General features: G+C 59.7%; 23 protein-coding genes. 14 read left to right on the forward strand and 9 right to left on the reverse strand.

Annotation, left to right across the window (positions count from 1 at the left end; translation table 11 throughout):
* Positions 1 to 172: 172 nt before the first annotated feature.
* The 4 genes from A0251_RS05890 to A0251_RS05905 all read right to left on the reverse strand — a co-directional run bounded on the left by A0251_RS05890 (position 173) and on the right by A0251_RS05905 (position 2824).
* Positions 173 to 883 (reverse strand): hypothetical protein, encoded by a 711-nt coding sequence (locus A0251_RS05890; RefSeq protein ID WP_062815896.1) that lies wholly within the window; start codon positions 881 to 883, stop codon positions 173 to 175.
* Complete coding sequence (locus A0251_RS05895; RefSeq protein WP_062815897.1) at positions 870 to 1526, reverse strand: hypothetical protein; 657 nt, start codon at positions 1524 to 1526, stop codon at positions 870 to 872. Before A0251_RS05895 ends, A0251_RS05890 begins: the two co-directional genes overlap by 14 nt.
* A 210-nt stretch (positions 1527 to 1736) precedes the next feature.
* Positions 1737 to 2366, reverse strand: a complete 630-nt coding sequence (locus A0251_RS05900; protein WP_197461855.1) for a hypothetical protein — start codon at positions 2364 to 2366, stop codon at positions 1737 to 1739.
* The gene (locus A0251_RS05905; protein ID WP_062815898.1) at positions 2363 to 2824 is read right to left on the reverse strand and encodes a helix-turn-helix domain-containing protein; all 462 of its coding nucleotides are present in this window, start codon (positions 2822 to 2824) and stop codon (positions 2363 to 2365) included. The genes A0251_RS05900 and A0251_RS05905 overlap by 4 nt, the downstream gene beginning before the upstream one ends.
* 158 nt (positions 2825 to 2982) lie before the next feature.
* On the opposite strand from A0251_RS05905, the gene A0251_RS05910 reads away from it, so the two are divergent.
* Complete coding sequence (locus A0251_RS05910) at positions 2983 to 4092, forward strand: NADH:flavin oxidoreductase (RefSeq protein WP_062815899.1); 1110 nt, start codon at positions 2983 to 2985, stop codon at positions 4090 to 4092.
* Positions 4093 to 4479: 387 nt separating this feature from the next.
* Here the strand turns inward: A0251_RS05910 and A0251_RS05915 are convergent, their stop codons facing one another.
* The gene (locus A0251_RS05915) at positions 4480 to 5778 is read right to left on the reverse strand and encodes an MFS transporter (RefSeq protein WP_062815900.1); all 1299 of its coding nucleotides are present in this window, start codon (positions 5776 to 5778) and stop codon (positions 4480 to 4482) included.
* Between the two features lie 248 nt (positions 5779 to 6026).
* Between A0251_RS05915 and cyoA the strand changes: the two genes are divergently transcribed.
* From cyoA to A0251_RS05955, 8 genes are all read left to right on the forward strand, one after another.
* Entirely contained in the window at positions 6027 to 7010 is a 984-nt protein-coding gene (gene cyoA, locus A0251_RS05920; RefSeq protein WP_062815901.1) for a ubiquinol oxidase subunit II, read from the forward strand.
* Positions 7011 to 7048: 38 nt separating this feature from the next.
* Positions 7049 to 9049 (forward strand): cytochrome o ubiquinol oxidase subunit I, encoded by a 2001-nt coding sequence (cyoB, locus tag A0251_RS05925; protein WP_062815902.1) that lies wholly within the window; start codon positions 7049 to 7051, stop codon positions 9047 to 9049.
* Positions 9042 to 9677, forward strand: coding sequence for a cytochrome o ubiquinol oxidase subunit III (cyoC, locus tag A0251_RS05930; RefSeq protein WP_062815903.1), 636 nt, complete (start codon positions 9042 to 9044; stop codon positions 9675 to 9677). Before cyoB ends, cyoC begins: the two co-directional genes overlap by 8 nt.
* On the forward strand, positions 9674 to 10030 hold the full coding sequence (gene cyoD, locus A0251_RS05935; RefSeq protein WP_062815904.1) for a cytochrome o ubiquinol oxidase subunit IV: 357 nt from the start codon (positions 9674 to 9676) through the stop codon (positions 10028 to 10030). Before cyoC ends, cyoD begins: the two co-directional genes overlap by 4 nt.
* A 111-nt stretch (positions 10031 to 10141) precedes the next feature.
* Positions 10142 to 10852, forward strand: a complete 711-nt coding sequence (locus A0251_RS05940) for an SURF1 family protein (protein WP_062815905.1) — start codon at positions 10142 to 10144, stop codon at positions 10850 to 10852.
* A gap of 78 nt (positions 10853 to 10930) precedes the next feature.
* On the forward strand, positions 10931 to 12259 hold the full coding sequence (locus A0251_RS05945) for an ATP-binding protein (RefSeq protein WP_062815906.1): 1329 nt from the start codon (positions 10931 to 10933) through the stop codon (positions 12257 to 12259).
* A gap of 3 nt (positions 12260 to 12262) precedes the next feature.
* Positions 12263 to 12814, forward strand: a complete 552-nt coding sequence (locus tag A0251_RS05950; protein ID WP_062815907.1) for a response regulator transcription factor — start codon at positions 12263 to 12265, stop codon at positions 12812 to 12814.
* A gap of 167 nt (positions 12815 to 12981) precedes the next feature.
* Positions 12982 to 13404 (forward strand): VOC family protein, encoded by a 423-nt coding sequence (locus tag A0251_RS05955; RefSeq protein ID WP_062815908.1) that lies wholly within the window; start codon positions 12982 to 12984, stop codon positions 13402 to 13404.
* Positions 13405 to 13579: 175 nt separating this feature from the next.
* Here A0251_RS05955 and A0251_RS05960 read toward each other — a convergent pair whose 3' ends face one another.
* The 3 genes from A0251_RS05960 to A0251_RS05970 form a co-directional block, all read right to left on the reverse strand.
* The gene (locus A0251_RS05960) at positions 13580 to 13921 is read right to left on the reverse strand and encodes a DUF3301 domain-containing protein (RefSeq protein ID WP_062815909.1); all 342 of its coding nucleotides are present in this window, start codon (positions 13919 to 13921) and stop codon (positions 13580 to 13582) included.
* Positions 13918 to 14478, reverse strand: a complete 561-nt coding sequence (locus tag A0251_RS05965; protein WP_156478252.1) for a DUF1415 domain-containing protein — start codon at positions 14476 to 14478, stop codon at positions 13918 to 13920. Before A0251_RS05965 ends, A0251_RS05960 begins: the two co-directional genes overlap by 4 nt.
* Positions 14479 to 14682: 204 nt before the next feature.
* Positions 14683 to 15144, reverse strand: a complete 462-nt coding sequence (locus tag A0251_RS05970; RefSeq protein ID WP_062815911.1) for an MOSC domain-containing protein — start codon at positions 15142 to 15144, stop codon at positions 14683 to 14685.
* A gap of 365 nt (positions 15145 to 15509) precedes the next feature.
* Between A0251_RS05970 and trpE the strand changes: the two genes are divergently transcribed.
* From trpE to trpC, 4 genes are read left to right on the forward strand one after another with little or no spacing between them, the layout of a single operon-like run.
* The gene (gene trpE, locus A0251_RS05975) at positions 15510 to 17003 is read left to right on the forward strand and encodes an anthranilate synthase component I (RefSeq protein ID WP_062815912.1); all 1494 of its coding nucleotides are present in this window, start codon (positions 15510 to 15512) and stop codon (positions 17001 to 17003) included.
* Positions 17003 to 17605: an aminodeoxychorismate/anthranilate synthase component II gene (locus A0251_RS05980; protein ID WP_062815913.1), complete on the forward strand. Its 603-nt coding sequence runs from the start codon at positions 17003 to 17005 to the stop codon at positions 17603 to 17605. Before trpE ends, A0251_RS05980 begins: the two co-directional genes overlap by 1 nt.
* Complete coding sequence (gene trpD / locus A0251_RS05985; protein WP_062815914.1) at positions 17602 to 18645, forward strand: anthranilate phosphoribosyltransferase; 1044 nt, start codon at positions 17602 to 17604, stop codon at positions 18643 to 18645. The genes A0251_RS05980 and trpD overlap by 4 nt, the downstream gene beginning before the upstream one ends.
* A 14-nt stretch (positions 18646 to 18659) precedes the next feature.
* Positions 18660 to 19454, forward strand: a complete 795-nt coding sequence (trpC, locus tag A0251_RS05990) for an indole-3-glycerol phosphate synthase TrpC (RefSeq protein WP_062815915.1) — start codon at positions 18660 to 18662, stop codon at positions 19452 to 19454.
* Between the two features lie 260 nt (positions 19455 to 19714).
* Here trpC and crp read toward each other — a convergent pair whose 3' ends face one another.
* A complete protein-coding gene (gene crp, locus A0251_RS06000; protein ID WP_062815917.1) occupies positions 19715 to 20344 on the reverse strand; it encodes a cAMP-activated global transcriptional regulator CRP in 630 nt (209 codons plus the stop codon).
* Positions 20345 to 20644: 300 nt separating this feature from the next.
* Between crp and A0251_RS06005 the strand changes: the two genes are divergently transcribed.
* Complete coding sequence (locus A0251_RS06005) at positions 20645 to 21070, forward strand: OsmC family protein (RefSeq protein WP_062815918.1); 426 nt, start codon at positions 20645 to 20647, stop codon at positions 21068 to 21070.
* Positions 21071 to 21078: the final 8 nt, after the last annotated feature.

Raw genomic sequence — 21078 nt, forward strand, 5'->3', positions numbered from 1 at the left:
CGCTTAAGTCAGCCGTGTGGTAAAGCGCCCCCTGACCCAGAAAACCCTCCAGCACCGCACTCCGCCCTTTCCGAAACACCGCCTCCGGGGTCGGGAATGGGGTCGGGCCTCCCATTTCCCATTAAACCTAAGCCTGGGAAATAGTATACCTGACCCTCAATGGCTGCACTCGCTATTGTTGTGCTGCAAGATCCATAGAGCGTGAAATGAACTCTACTGCCTGACCATGTAGCTTTGGCCAATTTCGAAGCTCTGGTGTATGAAACTTGAATTCATAACCAAGCTGACGGTCTGGAAGAGTGCCTATCATTTTGCAAAAGCCCTGGAATCGGCCCAGACACTCAATCCTGAATTCTGTGTCGCCGCGGACAAAGTAATACCAAGAGGAGTCCGCTGTTAGCTGCTTCCGATATACTTTATATTCGCCATATTTATCCCAGAGGCCAGTATCTTTCGTCTTTTCATCTAAGCCATAATCAAAATAGCGCGTCCCAAGTAGATAAATTTCACCATGAAAGCGCTCCTCTTTTTCCCAGTGTTCCTTGCAAGCATTCCAACCTGGTAGACATAAATGCACGTTTATTTTTCGGGCTTCTCTCTTTTTTCGCAGGCTAGGAACCCAGCTAGAGTCAGAGTCTTCAAGACATGCGTCAGAGATCAAAAAGCTAGCCTCTCTCCTGTCGGCGCAAGCGGTCTTGACACATTGGTTTTCTACATTCGTGTAAGCCGCGCAGTAGCCAATCGAAATTGGCTTGGCCTGCCCCGATAGACAATCGTAATGAAGCGCCTCTGAATCATCTGCAGCTTGGCTTTCTAATGGCGCCCCCAAATACAAGACGATCAGTAGTGGCTGAGCGAAGCGCCAGCGGTTACTCCTTTTCATTATCAATTTTTTCCTGCGTGGCTTTAAATTTAGCAACTCTGATTGACTGGGCCACAAATTGATCCAGTGACGCCATCAAGGCCTGCCAGTCATAATCCTGGAATCTTCCTGGATAAGTCAGTCGATAGCTGACGCTTTTCCCCGCATTCGCTTCGATATGACAAAGGGACCAGCCAGGCTCACTTTCACTGCAACTGCCATGGAACAATTTTCCCTTCCGGGAAAAGAAATATATCCGCCTACCTTTCTTGTAAAAAGAAAATGGGCCAATGTCCCTAAGGTACTCACCTTTCATGGCCGACATCTGAAGACCATGAGTTATTTCATCCCGTCTAGGGAACTGATAGCGAACAAATAATGCGCCATATTCCTGGCACGGCAAGGCCTGCCCGGGACAGAATACCATCACAGGAAAATCGCCATTTCCACTAAACATTGACGTCCCTGTAACCTCTTCCTGATAGAGGCAGTTTTTGTTAATAGCCAGCGAGGAATAGTGTTTTTCTTTGTAAGATATATCTCTAACAATTAGGTCGCCTTCTAGACACTCCTGTAGTGCAACAGCGTACTCGTCATTAATTCCTCGACTTTGGCATGCGCTTAGCAAAATTAAAAATGACAGCATAGCCAGCAATGATTTCATTTTATTTTCCCCTGAGTCGCCTCTCCCGGAGCGAGACATGTAATAACAGAATCCGCTGCTGAAAGTGGAAACATTCATGCCTATTATCGCAGCGCTGTAAATCCTATTTGCTTGTAAGCTATTTCTTACATGGTGTTTTTGGAGGCTATTGCGGGCTCATCGTTGGGCGATCCGTGGGCAGCTCGCGAGCTTCCCAAAGCGGGCTGCCACTCAGTCCTCGGAAAGCGTCCCCAAAGCCCGGCTAAGGTTGTTGCGCGCCGACACTTCCAGTTGCTCCCTCAACTCTACCGTGTGATAAATCACAGCCTGATCCAGAAAACTCTGCAACACCGCACTACGCCCTTTCCGAAACGCTTCTTCCGGCACAAACTCATATTCCTGCCGAATCCACCCTTCATACCGGTCATACAACTCAACATCTGCCCCAAGAATACTCAGGTCGATATCCTGCAGCAGGGCCATGTCCGGGTCCGTGGGTGGGTGCGGGTGGATGGTGGCCAGGATGAGTTCGTGTACTCGGGCGCGCTGTTGGTCGGTCAGCGTGCTATCAGCAAACTGCTGGGCAAACCAGTCTGCACTGCGAGCTTCGTTATCGCTGGCGCGGGGATCGTAAATCACATCGTGGGCCCACAGGGCCAGTTCCAGGCAAAGGGGATCTGCGGCGAGATGGCGATAGTGGTCTAGCCATCCGAGGCAGGCGGCGATGTGGTCCAGGGTGTGATAGTGGCGATGGGGTTCGCTGTAGTGGGTGGTGAGTTGTTGCCAGGTGGACTCCGGGTCAGGGAGTAGCGGGGCGACGACGGCCCGCCATCGTTGGTGCAGGGCTGACGCGGTGGTCATCCAGCTTCCTCCAGCGGCTTCCCATCTTCATCCACAAAACGCACATCCCGCACGGTGAGGGTCTGACCCTGCTGGTTCTGGACGGTAACCGGCGCCAGCGGCTCTCCGGTCTGGCGGTCCACCAGCTGCATGCTGTCTTTCTCGCCATTCCAGCGTTCGCTCCACTGGCGCAGGGCGGTGACTACCGTAAACAGGTCGCGGCCCTTGTCGGTGAGGCGGTATTCGTAGCGCTTGCCGTGCTCGCCCACGTCCACGCGCACCATGACGCCGTTGTCCACCAGCCGGGTCAGGCGGTTGCAGAGGATGTTCTTGGCTATGCCCAGGTTGTGCTGGAAATCCACAAAGCGGCGGGTGCCCAGCATGGCCTGCTTGACCACCAGCAGGGACCACCAGTCACCAACCTCATTGAGGGCGCAGGCCACCGAGCAGCCCATTTCATCGAAGCGTTTGCGTGTCATGGGTGGCATTGTACGCCAGAAAGGTTGCATAACGAAACCAAATAAGGTTTTATAACGCAACCAAATTGAGGGCCGTCGATTGGTGGCCTCGCTGATTCTGTTGTTTTTTATCGCGCTCGCTTGAGCGCCAGAGTGAAACAAAATTCGGGAGAGTAACAATGAGTGGTTCCCTGGACAGTCTGCTGCGCCCTTTTGCGCACAAATCCCTGAACCTGCGTAACCGGGTGGCCATGGCCCCCATGACCCGCACCTTCTCGCCGGGCTATGTGCCCAATGACGAGGTGGTGGGTTACTACCGCCGCCGAGCCGAGGGTGAGGTGGGCCTGATCATCACCGAAGGCACCTTTGTGGGCCACAAGGCGGCCAACGGCTATGAGCGGGTGCCGGCCATTTATGGCGATGCCGCCATGGCGGGCTGGAAGAAGGTGGTGGATGCGGTCCACGAGGCTGGTGGCCAGATCATCCCGCAGCTCTGGCACGTGGGCTCGGTGCGCAAGCCCGGGATTGGTCCGGACAAGGACGTGCCCGGGCATTCGCCGTCCGGCCTGTTCAAGCCGGGCAAGGAAAATGGCCACGCCATGACCCATGAGGATATCCAGGACGTGGTGCAGGCTTTTGCTGACTCCGCCAGGGCCGCCAAAGCGGTGGGCTTTGACGGGGTAGAGATTCATGGTGCCCACGGCTATCTGCTGGACCAGTTCTTCTGGGAAGGCACCAACCAGCGCGATGACGAGTACGGTGGCTCCATCGAGAACCGCGCCCGCTTCGGCGTGGAGATCGTCAAGGCGGTCCGTGAAGCGGTAGGTGAGGAGTTCGCCATTGTGCTGCGCTTTTCCCAATGGAAGCAGCAGGATTACGACGCCAAGCTGGCCGAGAACCCGGAAGAGCTGGAGCGCTTCCTGATGCCGTTCGTGGAAGCCGGCGTGGATATTTTCCATGCCTCCACACGACGTTTCTGGCTGCCGGAGTTCGAGGGTTCCGACCTGAACCTGGCCGGCTGGACCAAGAAGATCACCGGCAAGCCCACCATTTCCGTGGGCAGCGTGGGTCTGGATGGGGATTTCCTGAACAGCCCGGAAGGCATGGGTGGCACCGCCAACCCGGCGGCGCTGGATGAGCTGACCCGACGCATGGATAACGACGAGTTCGACATGATCGCCGTGGGCCGGGCGCTGCTGCAGGACCCGAACTGGCTGCTGAAGGTGAAGGAAGGGCGTGAGGAAGAGATTGCGCCGTTTACCAAGAAGGCGTTGGGAAGTTTGAGTTAAGAGCTACAAGCTTCAAGCTGCAAGCTACAACGCGGATCCGGGTTTGCCGGATCCGATAGGAAAGAGGCCGCGTCCAGAGTCTGGGTGCGGCCTTTTTTGTTTTGAGGGCCTTTTCGTAGGAGCGTCGCTGGCGGCGCGATAACCAACCCAGGAAGCGAGTGACGAGCTGCGAGTTACGGAGACCTGGTTTCTGGATTGTTCAGGGTTTTGCCTTTCGAGCCTCGCTTCTCGTAACTCGCCACTGTTTTGATCGCGCCGCCAGCGACGCTCCTACGGATGGGGTTGTCATAAAGAGAGAGGCCGCACCCAATGTCTGGGCGCGGCCTCTGGGTTTCCGGCGGCTTGGGTCTCAAGCCGCGTTGCAGCTTGAGGCTTGTAGCTTGCAGCTTAGTCCTCGCTTTGATCCGACAATGTCTGGTTCACCGCCAACGCCAGCAGGGTACAGATGACGCCGGAGAGCAGGTAGACGGTGACCGACAGCAGGCCGAATTTGGCGGACAGGCCCAGGGCCACCAGCGGAGCGAAGGCGGCGCCGAACAGCCAGGCGAAGTCGGAGGTCAGGGCGGCACCGGTGTAGCGGAAGCGGCGCTCGAAGTTGGCGGTGACGGTGCCGGAGGCCTGGCCGTAGGAAATCCCCAGCAGGGCAAAGCCGAGCAGGATAAAGGTGTCCTGCATGGCCGGGCTGCCCCCCATCAATAGCGGGGTGAGCAGGCTGAAGACGCCGATCACCGCCGCCAGGGCGCCCACGGTGGTGCGCTTGCCGATGCGCGCGGCGATCCAGCCGGAGCCGATGGTGGCAATAATGCCCACGATGCCGCCGACGATCTGTACGGTCAGCACCTGGCCGGTGGTCTGGCTGCCCTGCAGGGCGATCCAGGACAGCGGGAAGATGGTCACCAGGTGGAACAGGGCATAGCTGGCCAGGGCGGCGAAGGAGCCGATAAAGATGTTGTAGCCCTGCTTGCGCACCATCTCGGTGGTGCCGATGGGCTCCAGCTCGCTTTCTTCCAGGGCTTCGGTGTATTCCTCGGTGAGCACCAGACGCAGGCGGGCGAACAGGGCGACCACGTTGATGGCGAAGGCCACGAAGAACGGGTAGCGCCAGCCCCAGCCCAGGAAATCCGGGGCGCTCAGGCTGTTATAGAGAAACAGGAACAGGGCGCTGGCAATGACGAACCCCAGCGGCGCGCCCAGCTGACCGATCATGGCGTACCAGCTGCGCTTTTCCTTTGGCGCGTTCAGGGCCAGCAGCGACGGCAGACCATCCCAGGAGCCGCCGAAAGCCACCCCCTGCATGATACGGAACAGGGCCAGCAGGGTAATGGCGTAGCCACCCAGCTTCTCGTACCCGGGCAGGAAGGCGATGCCGGCGGTGGCGGTCCCCAGCAGGAACAGGGCTGCGGTGAGTTTGATGCCGCGACCCCAGTGGCGCTGGATCGTCATGAACAGGGCGGTACCGAAGGGCCGGGCCACAAACGCCAGGGCAAACAGGGAGAAGGAATAGAGCATGCCCTGTAGCGGGTCGGCGAAGGGGAAAAACACCTGCGGGAAGATCAGTACCGAGGCGATGCCATAGACAAAGAAGTCGAAGTATTCGGAAGTCCGGCCGATGACCACACCGACGGCGATTTCATTGGGCGCCACCGGGGCATGGCTGGAACCGTGGGACTGCTGGGGCTGGGACATGTTGTGCGCTCTTGTTCTGCCTGGGCTAAAGAGCCCGTTCAGTGATGGATGCGGATGTGTCTTCCCTGTAGGAGCCATGCTTGCATGGCGAACCGGGCTGGCACCTTTCGCCATGCAAGCATGGCTCCTACAGGGTTAGGGTCCACTCCCCTAGCACTTTAAGGCTATGGGACAAAATGTCCAATACCCGCTTCCCATTGCCTTGGCTAGAGTTCTCCTATCCCATAAGCCAACCAGAATAGCCGCCAATGCAAATATTCAAATACTTGCGTGGAGTGTCGCTGACGTTGCTTGTCGCTGCCCTGCTGTCGGGTTGCGATGCAGTCGTGATGTCCCCCTCTGGTGATGTGGCAGTGCAACAGCGGGACCTGCTTGTCTGGTCCACCATCCTGATGCTGCTGGTCATCGTTCCCGTCATCGTGCTGACGCTGTGGTTCGCCTGGCGTTATCGCGCATCCAATACCGAGGCCACCTACAAGCCTGACTGGACCCATTCCACCGTGCTGGAACTGGTGATCTGGGCGGTGCCGTTGCTGATCATCATCGCCCTGGGGGCGATGACCTGGGTGTATACCCACAAGCTGGACCCCTACCGGCCGCTGGATCGCATTGATGCCAGCACCCCGGTGCCGGCGGATCTGGAGCCGCTCACCGTGGAAGTGGTGGCGCTGGACTGGAAATGGCTGTTCATCTACCCGGAGCAGGGCATCGCCACGGTGAATGAGCTGGCGGCGCCGGTGGATCATCCGATCCGCTTCAAGATCACCGCGTCCACCATGATGAACTCCTTCTTCATCCCCGCCATGGCCGGGCAGATCTATGCCATGGCCGGCATGGAGACCAAGCTGCACGGCGTGATCAATGAGCCGGGCGTCTACCAGGGCTTCTCCGCCAACTACAGTGGTGCCGGCTACTCGCATATGAAGTTCCAGTTCCACGGGCTCAGCGAGGCAGATTTCCAGGCCTGGGTGGACAAGAACAAGGCCAGCGGCAATACCCTCAGCCGCGAGGTCTACAAGGAGCTGGAAGTGCCCAGCATCAAGGACCCGGTGACCCGCTATGGCAGCGTCGATCCGACCCTCTACCACGCCATTCTCAATCGCTGCGTGGACCCGGGCACCGTGTGCATGGAAGACATGATGTACCACAGCGGCCATGGCAAGCAGGAGGCGAGCGAAACGGGGCACGATGCCCACGCCGGCCATGCCCAGCATGGAGGCCACCATGAATAAGCCTGTTTCCCTGAATACTGTCGCAGTAGGTGTCGCCCATGTTTGAAAACCTGGACCTGACCAAACTCATATTCGGACGTCTGACCTGGGACGCGATTCCGTTCCATGATCCGATCATTCTGGCTACCTTTGCCGTGGTGGCGGTAGGGGGTGTGGCCATGCTGGCGGCACTGACCCGCTACAAGCTGTGGGGCTACCTGTGGACCGAGTGGTTTACCTCCATCGACCACAAGAAGATCGGCATCATGTACATCATCCTGGGTCTGGTGATGCTGCTGCGCGGCTTCGCCGATGCCATCATGATGCGCCTGCAGCAGGCCATGGCCTTTGGCGACAACATGGGCTACCTGCCTCCGGACCACTACGACCAGATCTTCACCGCCCATGGCGTGATCATGATCTTCTTCGTGGCCATGCCGCTGGTGACCGGGATCATGAATTACCTGATTCCGTTGCAGATCGGTACCCGTGATGTGGCCTTCCCGTTCCTGAACAACTTCAGCTTCTGGATGACCGCCGGTGGCGCCGCGCTGATGATGATGTCCCTGTTCGTGGGCGAGTTTGCCAAGACCGGCTGGCTGGCCTATCCGCCACTATCGGGGATATTGCAGAGTCCCGGGGTGGGGGTGGATTACTATATCTGGTCGTTGCAGATCGCCGGGGTGGGGACGTTGTTATCGGGGATCAACCTGCTGGTGACCATCGTCAAGATGCGTGCCCCGGGCATGAGCCTGATGAAGATGCCGGTATTCACCTGGACGTCCCTGTGCACCAACGTGCTGATCGTGGCTGCCTTCCCGGTACTGACCGCGGTACTGGGCATGCTCACCATGGACCGTTATCTGGGCACCGCCTTCTTCACCAACGACATGGGCGGCAACGCCATGATGTACGTGAACCTGATCTGGATCTGGGGTCACCCGGAGGTGTACATCCTGATCCTGCCGGTGTTCGGTATCTTCTCCGAGATCGTGGCCACCTACAGCCGCAAGCCGCTGTTCGGCTACACCTCCATGGTCTACGCCACCGTGGTGATCACCGTGCTGTCCTACCTGGTATGGCTGCACCACTTTTTCACCATGGGCTCCGGGGCCAGTGTGAACTCGTTCTTCGGGATCACCACCATGATTATTTCGATCCCGACAGGTGCGAAGATCTTCAACTGGCTGTTCACCATGTTCCGTGGCCGCATCAAGTTTGATGTGCCCATGCTGTGGACCGTGGGCTTTATGGTCACCTTCGTGATCGGTGGTATGACCGGGGTGCTGCTGGCGGTACCGCCGGTGGACTTCGTGCTGCACAACAGCCTGTTCCTGATCGCCCACTTCCATAACGTGATAATCGGTGGCGTGCTGTTCGGTCTGTTTGCGGGTATCACCTACTGGTTCCCCAAGGCCACCGGTTACAAGCTGGACGAGTTCTGGGGCAAGATGTCCTTCTGGTTCTGGTTGATCGGTTTCTACTTCGCCTTCATGCCGCTGTACGTGCTCGGCCTGATGGGCGTGACCCGTCGTGTCAGCCACTTCGAGGATCAGTCCCTGCAGATCTGGTTCCAGATTGCCGCCTTCGGTGCGGTCCTGATCGCTGTAGGTATCGCCGCCTTTGTGATCCAGCTGGTGGTGAGCTTCAAGCGTCGCGAAGCGCTCAAGGACGAAACCGGCGACCCGTGGGATGGCCGCACCCTGGAGTGGTCCACCTCCTCGCCGCCACCGCCGTACAACTTTGCGTTTACTCCGCGCGTACATGATCTGGACGCCTGGTGGCAGATGAAACAGCACGGCTTCAAGCGCCCGGAATCCGGTTTCATCCCGATTCACATGCCCAAGGGCACCTGGGCGGGCGTCGTGCTGTCGGCGATCAGCGTGGCCTGTGGCTTCGCCCTGATCTGGCACATGTGGCTGGCGGCGGCGGTGACCTTTGTGGCTCTGATCGGCACGGCCATCTACCACACCTTCAATTACGACCGTGATTACTACATTCCTGCCGAGGAAGTAGAGCGGATTGAAGCTGAACGAACCAAGGTGCTTGCCAATGTCTGAAGCAACCATGACCGCTGACGGGAAAACCCAGGACGGCCAGCTGGAGTTCCTGGTGAAGGGGGATCATCACCCCCAGAACGGTACCCTGCTGGGTTTCTGGCTCTACCTGATGAGCGACTGCCTGATCTTCGCAGCGCTGTTCGCCACCTACGGGGTACTGGCACGCAGCTATGCCGGTGGCCCCACCGGGATGGAAGTGTTCGACCTGACACTGGTGGCCATCAACACCTCCATGCTGCTGCTGTCCTCCATCACCTATGGCTTCGCCATGCTGGAGATGCAGGCCAACCGCCTGAAGGGCACGCTGATCTGGCTGGGTATTACCGGCCTGCTGGGCGCGGGCTTTCTGGCGGTGGAACTGTATGAGTTCTATCACCTGATCCACATCGGTGCGACGCCGCAGACCAGTGGTTTCCTGACCGCCTTCTTTGCGCTGGTTGGCACCCACGGCCTGCACGTGCTGTTCGGTATCGTGTGGCTGGTGACCCTGTTGTTCCAGCTCAAGAAGCACGGCCTGATCCCCGCCAACAAACGCCGGGTGTTCTGCCTGTCCATGTTCTGGCACTTCCTGGATGTGGTCTGGGTGGGTGTCTTTACCTTCGTTTACCTGATGGGAGTGCTGCCATGAGTGAGCATACACACGATCACGATCATCACGAGGCGGAAGGCCCCCACGTTTCCCTGAAGGAATACGTGACCGGCTTTGTGCTGGCGGTGATCCTCACCGTGATTCCGTTCTGGGTGGTAATGGGCAATGTGTTTGAAAGCTCTACCACCACAGCACTGGTGATCCTGTCTTTCATGGTGGTGCAGATCTTTGTCCACATGGTGTTCTTCCTGCACATGAACTTCCATTCGGAAGGGGGCTGGAACATGCTGGCGTTGATCTTCACCCTGGTGCTGGTGTTCATCACCCTGGCCGGTTCCCTGTGGGTGATGATCAGCCTGAACAACAACATGATGCCGGGCATGATGAGCTAGCAGGCTCCATCTCCCTGCAGGATCTTGCCTGCAAGTGACGCCCTCCTGATCGGGTTCGCTTGCAGGTAAAGCCCCTGCAGTTTCCTTCCCCACGTTTGAAGAGGCATTGCCATGGCTCGTCGGCGTCTTCTTTCTTTCCTGTTTCTGCTGTTGTGTGTGGCGGCCTTTGCCGGCTTTGTCGCCCTGGGCGTCTGGCAGGTGCAGCGCCTGGCCTGGAAAGAGGATCTGATCGCCCGGGTGGATGCCCGCGTCCATGCCGCCCCGGTGACGGCCCCAGCTCCGGTCGACTGGGCCAGCGTGAGCAAGGATGTCCACGAATATCGGCGCGTTCAGTTAACGGGTGAATACCGGGTCGACGGCCTCTCCCTGGTGGCGGCGGCCACGGAAGAGGGGCAGGGTTACTGGGTGATGGTGCCCTTGCAGCGGGCGGATGGCAGCCGGGTTTACATCAACCGTGGCTTCGTGCCCCAGCGCTTGCGCGAGCAGGCTGCCCGGGGGGACTTCACTCCACGCGGCCAGGTCTCGGTGACCGGCCTGCTGCGGCTCAACCAACCGGGTGGCGGGGTGCTGCGCGACAATGTGCCCACCGAGAACCGCTGGTATTCCCGGGATGTGCAGGCCATGGCCGAACTGCACGGCCTGGCGCCGGTGGCGCCGTACTTTGTTGATGCGGAGACCAGCACGCAGCCCGGACCCATCGGTGGGCTTACCGTGATCCGCTTCCCCAATAACCATCGGGTCTATGCCATCACCTGGTTTGCCCTGGCGCTGGGCGTGATGCTGGCGGCCTGGCTGGTGGTGCGCGAACAGCGCAAGGGCTGAAAGCGTTGTTTGTTGAAGCCATGCTTGCATGGCGAACTGCCTCACACCTTCACGCCGAAGTCGGTAAACTGACTGGCCATGGATAAACTGACTATGACAGCCCCCGCCGGCACGGCCCCCCTGGCGGCCATTCGCCGTTCCAGTGAGGATGTGGCCGGTCGCAAGAATTTGCAGCTGCTGATCCAGTTGCGCTGGATCGCCATGGGCGGGCAGCTGGCCACCATCCTGCTGGTGCACTACGGTTTCGGTATCACGCTGCCGCTGGGGCAGATGCTGGTGGTGCTGTTTGGCTTGTTGCTGCTGAACGCGGTGAGCCTGCTGCGCCTGAAATTGCCGAAAAGCATCGGCAATACCGAGTTGTTCCTGTCGCTGCTGATTGATGTGGCGACGCTGACCATCCTGCTCTATCTCAGTGGCGGGGCCACCAACCCCTTCGTATTTCTCTATCTGTTACAGGTGATTCTCGGGGCCGTGCTGCTCAAGGTGTGGTCCACCTGGGTGATCCTGATCACTACTACCTTTTGCTTTGCCTGGCTGGCCTGGTCGGGCAAGCCGCTGCCGCTGCCGCTGGATCATTCCAAGGGTCTGTTCAGCCTGTATATCGAGGGGATGATCATCTGCTTTGTGCTCAACGGGGTGCTGCTGGTGATCTTTATCAACCGCATCACCCGTAACCGTCGCCAGCGCGACGAGCACCTGGCGGAGCTTCGTCAACGGGCCGCGGAGGAGGAGCACATCGTGCGCATGGGGCTGCTGGCCTCCGGCGCCGCCCACGAACTGGGCACCCCGCTGGCCACCCTGTCGGTGATTCTTGGCGACTGGCGGCACATGGAGCCGTTCAAGTCTGATCCGGACATGGCCCAGGAAATCGGCGAGATGCAGACCCAGGTGCTGCGTTGCAAGTCCATCGTCAGCGGCATCCTGCTGTCTGCCGGTGAGGCACGGGGCGAGTCGTCGGAGGAAACCACTGCCCGGGAATTCCTGGATGACCTGGTGGCGGAATGGCGGGAAACCCGCCCGGTGAAGGATTTCATTTACCTGAATGATTTTGGCCAGGACCTGAGCATCGTTTCCGACTCGGCCCTGAAGCAGAGCATCCATAACGTGCTCGATAACGCCCTGGAGGCATCGCCGAAATGGGTGCGCCTGGATGTACATCGCCATGACGATAACCTGGTGATTTCGGTGACCGACCGGGGCCCCGGCTTCCCGGCGGCCATGCTGGAAAGCCTGGGGCGCCCCTACCAGTCCAGCAAGGGCCGACCGGGTAGCGGCCTGGGGTTGTTCCTGGTCATGAATGTGCTGCGTACCCTGGGGGGGAATCTGCGCGCCCGGAATCTGGTGCAGGGTGGGGCCGTGGTGATGCTGTCGTTACCCCTGTCCGCCGTCACGCTGGAAGAGGAATAGGTTGTGAGTGAGTTGGAGCAACAGACCGAGCGGTTGCTGCTGATCGTGGAAGACGACGAGGCCTTTGCCCGTACCTTGAGTCGTTCCTTTGAACGGCGCGGCTATACCGTGATCCATGCGTCGGGAATGGACGAGATGGAGGTGTTGCTGGAGGACCATGATCCGGGCTACGCGGTAGTGGATCTGAAACTGAAAGGCGAGGCGTCCGGTCTGGCCTGTGTGCAGATGCTCAATCAGCATAACGAGGACATGCTGATTGTAGTGCTCACCGGTTACGCCAGCATTGCCACGGCGGTGGAAGCGGTGAAGCTGGGCGCCTGCCATTACCTGGCCAAACCCTCCAACACCGATGATATCGAAGCGGCCTTCCTGCGCGCCGAGGGCGACGTGGACGTGGCTCTGACCGCCCGGGAAACCGACCTGAAAACCCTGGAATGGGAACGCATCCACGAAACCCTGGCGGAAACCGGCTTTAATATCTCCGAAACCGCCCGCCGGCTTGGCATGCATCGACGGACCCTGGCCAGGAAGCTGGGCAAGCAGCGGGTTAAATAATCTCGCAGTTCTCAATAACGCCGCGTAGGAGCGTCGCTGGCGGCGCGATAACCACCCTATGGAATCGCGCCGCCAGCGACGCTCCTACAAAAATTGGGGGGGCTGTCGAAAAACGGTCACCCCAATCGATTAACTATGGAAAGCCAATTCCTTCAAGGAGAGAAGCCATGTCGGAAGTCCGTCTTAATCCCTATCTGAATTTCCCGGGCAATTGCCGGGAAGCCTTTGATTTTTATGCCGGTGTCCTGCAGGCCGAGATCAGTTTCCTGATCACCATGGGCGAATCGCCCATGGCCAGTGAGGTGCCGGCAGAAAGCCACCATCACATCTGCCATGTCTGCCTGGAGGGGGAGGGCATCGTATTGATGGGGTCGGATTGCCCGCCGGATACGTATGAAAAACCGCAAGGCACCATCATCAATGTGCAGGCGGAAACCTCCGAGCGGGCGGAAGCCATCTTTGCGGCGTTGAGCGACGGCGGCGAGATTCGCATGCCCATGGAGGAAACCTTCTGGGCGAAGCGCTTTGGCATGTGTATCGACCGCTTCGGGGTGCCCTGGATGGTCAACTGCGACAAACCCATGCCCTAGGCGCATCGCTGGTGGCGCGATAAAGCAGTCGCAAGCTACAAGCTGCAAGGCGCGGTCAACGCATTGGCAGAATCAAAGGCTGTGCCCGCGATTACCGGATCAGCGCGGAACCCATATCTTGTCGGGAGCGACTGCCTTTACGCGCGTTGAGGCTTGTCGCTTGAAGCTTGTCGCGTCAGTGCAGCTGTTCCGGGTCCGGGGTAAAACGGTGGGGCGGTAGCTCCACCCGCTGTACCTGGCCTCCCTGCACATAGGTGTGGCCCGGGTAGCGCTCGCCGCCAGTGACGGTGAATTCGAAGCGGTAGATGCGGGTGATACGCCGTTTGCCGTGACGGTCTTTGATCAGCGCCAGTTTTTCCAGCCCCACGGTGTCATCCAGAAACTCCACCGCTTCCCGCTCGCAAAATCGCCGGGTGTAGATCAGCGCCCGCTCACGGATCCCATGGGAACGCCAGAACAGGGCGGCGATCACTATCACGGCAGTGACCAGGCCGATGTCGGTCAGATCCAGATTCATGGAGCACGTCCTGTCAGGTTGCCGAACAGGCTGCGCCACTGGTCATCGCTGAGGCCGTTGAGGGTGGCGATGTTGCGTTCGGGAATCTGTTCCGGGTCCGGGTAGCTGGCCAGGCCCCGGTCCAGGCTGGCTTCTCGGAGGATATGCAGGATTGGGTAGGGGGCCCGGTTGGTGAAATTCTCCCGGTCGTCCACCTGCGTATCGGCAAACTGATAGGCCGGATGGAAACTGGCAATCTGGAAGGTGCCTTCCCAGCCCTGCTGTTCCAGCAGGCCGTCGGCCAGATCGAGCATGTCGTTGTAGTCGAGAAAATCATCCAGCTGATCCGGAATGATCAGCAGGGTGGTGTCGATCTGCTCGGCGGGGGTGCGATCCAGCCGTTCCAGCTCGTCATAAAGATCCACCAGCAGGGTTTCCACATTGCGGCTGTCGCTGACGGCAAAGTGCACCTGCCCGGCGTTCAGGGGTTTACGGGCAAAGGGGCACAGGTTCAGGCCAACGACGATCTGTTCCAGCCACTGGCGAGTGTCGGCGATGATGGTATCGGAAGAAGGCATGTTCATTGGGGTACGGGGCAGTAAAAGGGCGAGGGTAGCATGGATTCGTGTGGCCGTCGGGCGGAATGCGTAATGCGAGAGGAGGCACGGGTTTGATGACTCAGCAGCGAGGTGTGAGGTACGAGTTTCGAAAGGCAAACTGCTGTTGGTTTTCGCTCCTCGAAACTCGCTTCTCGCGACGGGCTGTTAGTTGCCCCAGAGGCTTCAGGCGTCTTCAGGCGTCACAATAGGGTCGCCCACCCGCACTACGCCGCTGGACAGGATTTCACAACGCAGGCCGCCCCGGCCCAGCAGGGCCTTTACCACCTGGGGTGGGGTCAGGTCGCCGGCCAGCAGCTTGCCCACCACGGAGCAGGGCTCGCACAGTTCGATGCCCCGCAGGCGGATGTTGCCGAGCAAAAACTCCCGGCCTTCCAGGGCATTCAGGTCCACCCCTTCGGTGAGCACATTGCGGCGCAGAATGTGGGGTTCAACCCGCTGCTGATGATCCCGGTTGAAGTCGGCGATGGCTTCGGATTCGATCAGGGTAATCTGTTCGGCGGGCTTTGCATTGCGCCGGTAATGCCGGTCGCCAACGATGCCGCAACCGGCGCGCAATTGCACGGCGGGCTGGCTTTCTACCGGGCCGCGGGATTCGCTGGCGGTGAACAAGGCGAGGACTTTCATGGGGCTCCTGGGTTCTGGCCGGACGCTGACACGGGCATTCGAGCGACAGTCTATCAAAACGCGCCTGAATCCACCGTTGCCAGGCTCCAACGGGGCATGCCTGGGGGGAGTGTCTGGCGTCGGGCGCTGTCATTCGCTAGAATTCTCCCCATCTTCACGTTTGAGAAAGGACGTCCCCCTTGGACCGTGCCCTGATCAACAGCTTTGCCTTCCTTTCCTCACCCGCCAGCTGGCGATGGTGACGCTCCCCTTGTGACTGTGCCCAGTGCACGGACACGCCCTTTTTGCCTTGTTTTTCCTCTACAATCGTTGCACTTGTCGGCCTGTGCGTTTGAATGGCCGAGCGAAGACCAATAGGGACAACCATGTCACAACAGCAACTGGATCGTTATGCCCAAGAGGGCTATACCCGGGTGCCGCTGGTACGCGAGGTGCTGGCGGATCTGGATACGCCGCTGACTGCCTACCGCAAACTGGCCCAGGGGCCTTACAGCTACCTGTTTGAATCCGTTCAGGGCGGCGAGCGCTGGGGGCGCTATTCCATTCTCGGGCTGCCGGCCACGGAAGTGATCCGCATCACCGGCCAGACCGTCAGTGTCAGCAATGAACAGGGCGAGACCACCACCGAGGTCGCCGACCCGATCCAGTGGATTGAAGACTACCGTCAGCAGTATCGCTCACCGGAAATCCCCGGGCTGCCCCGTTTCAACGGTGGCCTGGTGGGCTACTTCGGTTATGACAGCGTGCGCTATTTCGAGCCGCGGCTGGGTCCGGCCCCTGGTGAGGATGTGCTCGGCGTGCCGGATATCCTGCTGATGCGCTCCGAAGAAGTGGTGGTGTTCGATAATCTGCGCGGCGCCCTGTTCCTGGTGGTGCATGTGGACCCCCGTGACGGAGATGCGGGCAAGCAGGCTGCACAGCGTCTGGATGCGCTGCAGGCGCAGCTGCGTGCGCCCCTGCCGGAGCCGGAGCATACCGTGTACGGCGAGCCGGTGGACGAAAGCGATTTCCGCAGCGAATTCCCGGAAGACCAGTTCAAGGCCGGCGTGGAGAAGGTGCGTGAGTATATTCTCGCCGGCGACGTGATGCAGGTGGTGCCGGCCCAGCGCATGAGCTGTCCGTTCCAGGCGCCGGCGCTGGACCTGTACCGGGCACTGCGTTATCTGAACCCGTCGCCGTACATGTTCTATCTGGATCTGGGCGATTTCCATATTGCCGGCTCTTCCCCGGAGATTCTCACCCGGGCGGAGCAGGGATCGGTCACGGTTCGGCCCATCGCCGGTACGCGCAAGCGCGGTGCCAACAGCGAGGAAGACCAGGCTCTGGAAGCGGACCTGCTGGCGGACCCCAAGGAAATCGCCGAGCACCTGATGCTGATTGATCTGGGCCGCAACGATGTGGGCCGGGTGGCGAAACCGGGCAAGGTCACGCTCACCGACAAGATGGTGGTGGAACGCTACTCCCACGTGATGCATATCGTGTCCAATGTGGAAGGCGAGTTGCGTGATGGCCTGGGGCCGCTGGACGTACTGCGTGCCACCTTCCCGGCAGGCACCCTGAGCGGAGCACCGAAGATCCGCGCCATGGAAATCATCGACGAACTGGAACCCACCAAGCGTGGCATCTACGGCGGCGCCGTGGGCTATATCGGTTTCAACGGCGACATGGATACCGCCATCGCCATTCGCACCGCCGTGGTCAAGGACCAGCGCCTCTACGTACAGGCTGGCGCAGGCATTGTGGCCGACTCGGTGCCCCAGTCCGAATGGGACGAGACCATGAACAAGGCCCGGGCCGTGTTCCGGGCAGTGAATCTGGCACTGGGTGGCCTCAACCTGGAAGACGGAGGGCAGCGGTAATGCGTGTGCTGATGATCGACAACTACGACAGCTTTACCTACAACCTGGTGCAGTACCTGCAGGAACTGGGTGCCGAGGTGCTGGTCCACCGCAATGATCAGATCTCCCTGCCGGAGATCGAGGCGCTGAACCCGGACCGGCTGATGATTTCCCCCGGGCCCTGTACCCCCAATGAGGCGGGCATCTCCATTGCGGCGATTCAGCACTTTGCCGGCAAGCTGCCGATTCTGGGGGTCTGTCTGGGCCACCAGAGTATTGGCCAGGCCTTCGGTGGCAAGGTGGTGCGGGCCCGTCAGGTGATGCACGGCAAGACCTCACCCATTTACCACAGTGGCGTGGGCATTTTCCGCAACCTGCCGTCGCCCTATACGGCCACCCGTTATCACTCCCTGGTGGTGGAAAAGGACAGTCTGCCGGATTGCCTGGAAATGACCGCCTGGACCTGCCACGAAGACGGCAGCGTGGACGAGGTCATGGGCATGCGCCACAAGACCCTGCCTATTGAAGGGGTGCAGTATCATCCCGAATCCATTTTGAGTGAGCATGGCCATGCCCTGCTTGAGAACTTCCTGAACAACGAACAACAAGGGGACGCCGCATGAATATCCAGCAGGCCCTGGCCAAGGTGGTCGAGCAGATTGATCTGAGCGTGGACGAGATGCAGGAGGTGATGCGTCAGATCATGACCGGCGGCGCCACCGACGCCCAGATTGGCGGCTTCCTGGTGGCCCTGCGCATGAAAAGCGAGTCCCTGGATGAGATTACCGGAGGCGTGCAGGTCATGCGTGAGCTGGTGACCGCCGTGCCGGTACAGAATCGCCAGTATCTGGTGGATATTGTCGGTACCGGCGGTGACGGTGCCAACCTGTTCAACGTGTCTTCCGCCAGTGCCTTTGTGGCGGCGGCGGCGGGGGCCCGGGTGGCCAAGCACGGCGGGCGTTCGGTGAGCTCAAAAAGCGGCTCGGCGGACCTGCTGGAAACCGCCGGTATTGCCCTGGATCTGACCCCGGAACAGATCGGCAGCTGCGTGGACAATGTGGGCGTGGGCTTCATGTTTGCCCCCAATCACCACAAGGCCATGAAGTACGCCGTGGGGCCGCGCAAGGAGTTGGGTATGCGCACCCTGTTCAACATCCTCGGGCCCATGACCAACCCGGCCGGCGTCCAGCGCCTGGTGTTGGGGGTCTTCTCCGAGAAGCTGTGCCGGCCCATGGCAGAAGTCATGGGCCGCCTCGGTGCCGAGCACGTGATGGTGGTGCACAGCAAGGATGGCCTGGACGAGATCAGCCTGGCCACCCGGACCCATGTGGCGGAATTCCGTAACGGGGAAATCAGCGAATACGCGGTGACCCCGGAAGACCTGGGGCTGGACTCTGATTCACTGGTGGGCCTGGATGTGACCGACTCCGATGCCTCCCTGGCCCTGATTCGCGATGCCTTTGGCAAGCGCAGCAGCGATGCCGCCCGCAAGGCGGCGGACATGATTGCCCTGAACGCCGGGGCGGCCATCTATGTGAGCGGGATTACCCGGACCCATAAAGAGGGGGTACGCATGGCGGAAGACTTGATCCACAATGGAGAGGCAGCGGAGCGCATGCGTGAGCTGGCCCAGTTTTCCACGGCACTGACTGCTGCAGACTGATAAGGAGAGCGGTTATGAGCACAGGCACCATTCTCGACAAGATCATTGCCCGCAAGCAGGAAGAAATCGCCGTCGGCAAAAACAACTACACCCTGGGCGAGCTGGAGGCCATGGCCGACAACGAGCGCAAGGCCAGGGGCTTTATCGCCAGCCTGTTTGACCGGGTGCGCGACCACCAACCGGCGGTGATCGCGGAGATCAAGAAGGCCTCTCCCAGCAAGGGTGTGATCCGGGATGATTTCGATCCGGTGGAGATTGCCCGCAGCTATGAGAAAAACGGTGCCGCCTGCCTGTCGGTGCTCACCGACAAGGACTTCTTCCAGGGGGATGAACACTACCTGCGCGCCGCCCGCAACGCGGTGAACCTGCCGGTGCTGCGCAAGGACTTCATGATCGATCCCTGGCAGATCTTCGAGTCCCGGGCCATGGGGGCCGACGCCATTTTGCTGATCGCGGCAGCCCTGTCGGATGCGCAGATGAGCGAGCTCTATCACGCCGCCCAGCAGGCCGGCTGCGATGTGCTGGTGGAGGTGCATACCGAGGAAGAGCTGGAGCGGGCAGTGAATCTCAATGCCGAGCTGATCGGCATCAACAACCGTAACCTGCACACCTTCGAGACCAGCCTGAACACTACCCTGGCGTTGGCGGAAAAAGTGCCCGGCGACCGCATGATCGTCACCGAAAGCGGCATCCACACCCCGGAGGACGTGAAGCTGATGCGCAAGAACGGCATCAATGCGTTCCTGGTGGGCGAAGCCTTTATGCGGGCGGAGGATCCGGGGGCGGCGCTGAAGTCGCTGTTTTTTTAGTTAACAGTGAATAGTTAACAGCTGCGAGGGCCTGGTTGGTGCCGCGCTGAGAATGTTTGAGGCCGCGCCCATGAAGTGGGTGCGGCCTTTCTGTTTGTGCGAAGCCGCTGTAGGAGTTCCCTTCCAGGGGACGAACCGAGCGACAGCGAGGCAGGGTGCCAGATACAACAAGGCCGCGCCCATCATCTGGGCGCGGCCTCTTGGTTTTCCGTACCTGAAGGTGTTCTATTAACTATTCATTATTAACTGTTAATTGCTGTTCACCGCGTCCCGTAAACCACCATGGTCTTGCCTTTCACGGACACCAGGCCCTGTTCTTCCAGGTTCTTCAGAACCCGGCCGACCATTTCCCGGGAGCAGCCGACGATGCGGCCGATTTCCTGGCGGGTGACCTTGATCTGCATGCCGTCCGGGTGAGTCATGGCGTCGGGCTGTTTGCACAGGTCCAGCAGGGTGCCGGCCACGCGGCCGGTGACATCCAGAAACGCCAGGTCGCCCACCTTGCGGGTGGTGGCGCGCAGGCGGCCGGCGATCTGGGCGGAGACGGCGAACAGGATGTCGGCGTCTTCCCGGGCCAGCTGTTTGAACTTGCCGTAGCTGACTTCCGCGACTTCGCACTCGCTCTTGGCTTTCACCCAGGCCGAACGGGAGGGATCATTCTCGAACAACCCCATCTCACCGAAGAAATCCCCTTCATTCAGGTAGGCCATGATCATTTCGCGACCATCGTCGTCTTCGATCATGACCGTCACGGAGCCCTTCAGAATGTAGTAAAGCGCATCCGATTCATCACCCGCATAAATGATAGTGCTCTTCGCCGGATACTTGCGGCGATGGCAGTGGGCCAGAAACTGGTCCAGATTTGGAATAATTTTGTTGCCGTCAGTCATGGGCGCTCAATATTAAGCCAGAAAAATGTCTTAGCTGATAAGCGTAAGGATATTGCCTGTTTTTATCATTGATGCCAAGGGAACTGGCTCTCACTCTCAATTTTCACAGGCTCAACGGTGGCTTATGGCTGACCGGCACCGGATGGGCAGGGGATGGATCGGGGGGCCGGGCGGGAAAAATTATCTGCGATCCGGCCCCCTGAGGGGGTGGCGGCGCCCCCGCGCTATGGTACTCTGCGCCCCCTTTCGGGGCTGGAAAATACCGGCCTGGAGCGGTGACTGGAAGCTGGGAGATTCCCCATGAAAGCAGTGGTTAAATGGCAGGGCGAAGCCTGCTATGAAGCGCAGACAGAAAGCGGCCATACGGTGCTCATGGATGGACCGCCGGACCATGGTGGCCAGAATCGCGGGCCGCGTCCCATGGAGACCCTGTTACTGGGTGTCGGCGGCTGCTCTTCCTTTGATGTGGTACATATCCTCAAGAAGTCCCGCCAGGACGTGACAGACTGCCGTTGCGAGCTGACCGCGGAGCGTGTGGATGAGGTGCCGGCGGTATTCAGCAAGATTCATCTGCACTTCATCGTCAGCGGTAATAACCTGAAAGAGGCCCAGGTGAAGCGGGCCGTGGAGCTGTCGGCGGAGAAGTATTGCTCGGCCAGCATTATGCTGACCCGAGGTGGTGTTGAGATCACCCATAGTTATACCATTGAGGGCCAGGAAGCTTGACCCCTGGC

This window comes from Alcanivorax sp. NBRC 102024 (assembly GCF_001602235.1).
Lineage (GTDB): Bacteria > Pseudomonadota > Gammaproteobacteria > Pseudomonadales > Alcanivoracaceae > Alcanivorax.

Excerpts from the sequence above, each read along its gene's own strand:
- A0251_RS05890 (WP_062815896.1), bottom strand. The coding sequence starts at position 883 with ATGAAAAGGAGTAACCGCTGGCGCTTCGCTCAGCCACTACTGATCGTC.
- A0251_RS05895 (WP_062815897.1), bottom strand. The coding sequence starts at position 1,526 with ATGAAATCATTGCTGGCTATGCTGTCATTTTTAATTTTGCTAAGCGCA.
- A0251_RS05900 (WP_197461855.1), bottom strand. The coding sequence starts at position 2,366 with ATGACCACCGCGTCAGCCCTGCACCAACGATGGCGGGCCGTCGTCGCC.
- A0251_RS05905 (WP_062815898.1), bottom strand. The coding sequence starts at position 2,824 with ATGACACGCAAACGCTTCGATGAAATGGGCTGCTCGGTGGCCTGCGCC.
- A0251_RS05910 (WP_062815899.1), top strand. The coding sequence starts at position 2,983 with ATGAGTGGTTCCCTGGACAGTCTGCTGCGCCCTTTTGCGCACAAATCC.
- A0251_RS05915 (WP_062815900.1), bottom strand. The coding sequence starts at position 5,778 with ATGTCCCAGCCCCAGCAGTCCCACGGTTCCAGCCATGCCCCGGTGGCG.
- cyoA (WP_062815901.1), top strand. The coding sequence starts at position 6,027 with ATGCAAATATTCAAATACTTGCGTGGAGTGTCGCTGACGTTGCTTGTC.
- cyoB (WP_062815902.1), top strand. The coding sequence starts at position 7,049 with ATGTTTGAAAACCTGGACCTGACCAAACTCATATTCGGACGTCTGACC.
- cyoC (WP_062815903.1), top strand. The coding sequence starts at position 9,042 with ATGTCTGAAGCAACCATGACCGCTGACGGGAAAACCCAGGACGGCCAG.
- cyoD (WP_062815904.1), top strand. The coding sequence starts at position 9,674 with ATGAGTGAGCATACACACGATCACGATCATCACGAGGCGGAAGGCCCC.
- A0251_RS05940 (WP_062815905.1), top strand. The coding sequence starts at position 10,142 with ATGGCTCGTCGGCGTCTTCTTTCTTTCCTGTTTCTGCTGTTGTGTGTG.
- A0251_RS05945 (WP_062815906.1), top strand. The coding sequence starts at position 10,931 with ATGGATAAACTGACTATGACAGCCCCCGCCGGCACGGCCCCCCTGGCG.
- A0251_RS05955 (WP_062815908.1), top strand. The coding sequence starts at position 12,982 with ATGTCGGAAGTCCGTCTTAATCCCTATCTGAATTTCCCGGGCAATTGC.
- A0251_RS05960 (WP_062815909.1), bottom strand. The coding sequence starts at position 13,921 with ATGAATCTGGATCTGACCGACATCGGCCTGGTCACTGCCGTGATAGTG.
- A0251_RS05965 (WP_156478252.1), bottom strand. The coding sequence starts at position 14,478 with ATGCCTTCTTCCGATACCATCATCGCCGACACTCGCCAGTGGCTGGAA.
- A0251_RS05970 (WP_062815911.1), bottom strand. The coding sequence starts at position 15,144 with ATGAAAGTCCTCGCCTTGTTCACCGCCAGCGAATCCCGCGGCCCGGTA.
- trpE (WP_062815912.1), top strand. The coding sequence starts at position 15,510 with ATGTCACAACAGCAACTGGATCGTTATGCCCAAGAGGGCTATACCCGG.
- A0251_RS05980 (WP_062815913.1), top strand. The coding sequence starts at position 17,003 with ATGCGTGTGCTGATGATCGACAACTACGACAGCTTTACCTACAACCTG.
- trpD (WP_062815914.1), top strand. The coding sequence starts at position 17,602 with ATGAATATCCAGCAGGCCCTGGCCAAGGTGGTCGAGCAGATTGATCTG.
- trpC (WP_062815915.1), top strand. The coding sequence starts at position 18,660 with ATGAGCACAGGCACCATTCTCGACAAGATCATTGCCCGCAAGCAGGAA.
- crp (WP_062815917.1), bottom strand. The coding sequence starts at position 20,344 with ATGACTGACGGCAACAAAATTATTCCAAATCTGGACCAGTTTCTGGCC.
- A0251_RS06005 (WP_062815918.1), top strand. The coding sequence starts at position 20,645 with ATGAAAGCAGTGGTTAAATGGCAGGGCGAAGCCTGCTATGAAGCGCAG.